This is a genomic window from Bradyrhizobium sp. LeoA1Lang, assembly GCF_055413685.1.
In genome coordinates this window covers 1-1,070 of the sequence record NZ_JBVAPG010000418.1, presented here as the reverse complement: position 1 = coordinate 1,070, position 1,070 = coordinate 1, and the positions used below count along the sequence as shown (strand labels likewise).

Annotated in this window: 1 protein-coding gene and 1 pseudogene; both read right to left on the bottom strand. The window is 60.2% G+C overall.

The window, feature by feature from the left end; all coding sequences use genetic code 11:
- Positions 1–207: 207 nt before the first annotated feature.
- Positions 208–651 (bottom strand): annotated as a pseudogene (locus ACZYOF_RS43905) (MFS transporter); the annotation flags it as partial.
- Positions 652–725: 74 nt separating this feature from the next.
- Positions 726–1,070 (bottom strand): integrase core domain-containing protein (locus ACZYOF_RS43900; protein WP_463719607.1); only part of this gene is annotated, 345 nt, incomplete at its 5' end.

The window sequence follows — 1,070 nt, the reverse complement described above, 5'->3', positions numbered from 1 at the left end:
CTTGTTCTGCCGGCGCTTTGCCCGGTCCGGATTTCTGTTTCATCTTCGCTCCTGGTGGCTACGATGAACCAGAAATCCTCCCTCCGCAAAATCCTTCAATTTGTCTCAAAGGTCTCGACGGCGAACAGCATCGAGGTCCTCGTGGATCCGAAAGACCTGCCGGAGCTAATTTGACAGCCCACCCAACACGTCAAAATCACTGTGCAGAGCCACTAGCATCAGACCGTATGTTGGTGCGCTGCCAAGGAGGAGATCGCGCGCTACCAGCGGCAAGAGCGCGAGAATCACTCCACTGATCAAGCCCACAATGATCGTGCGGATCAACACGAGCATGATCGGGGGTGAGTTCGCAATGTACCGGACGCCTAAAAGAATCGCGCGGTCGAGCCGTTCTGGTGGCAGGCGCGAGCGCTCAGTCGCGCGCTTCCACAGATAGAGCGCGGCGATGAGCGGCAGATAGGACACGGCATTGAGTGCGAACGCCGCAAAGGTCCCTGCAGTGGCCACAATGATGCCACCGATTGCCGGACCTACGCTCCGTGCAATGTTGTAACTGATTCCATTGAGCGCGACGGCGGCTGGCAGAGCTTGGGCTGGCACCTGCTCGCTGACCGCCGCCTGCCAGGCGGGCCCCCACATCGCGGCGCCACTGAAATGGACCCGCGGAGCGGGACCGGTTGAACCGGCTTGTTAGTTGGAAACTGATCGCTCCTGATCCTTTTCTATCACGCAGCCAGAGATTCTGTCTGCTGGAGTTGCTGTGGGCATGTGGTCAACGCGTCAGCGTTGTCCACCATGTCCACAGCCTTGTCGGCGTGCATCCGCTCGCGCCAGACTGCCATCGGCGTGCGATAGCCGAGGGCCTGATGAAGGCGACGATCGTTGTAGAAGGCAATCCAGCTCGCGATCCCTGCCTTGGCCTTGCGGCCGTCGGCATAGCCCTTGAGATAGATGTCCTCATGCTTGAGCGACCGCCACAGCCGCTCGATGAAGACGTTGTCCATCCAACGACCGCGGCCATCCATGGAGATCTTGATCCCTGCGCCCGCCAACGCGCCGGTGAAGGCCGC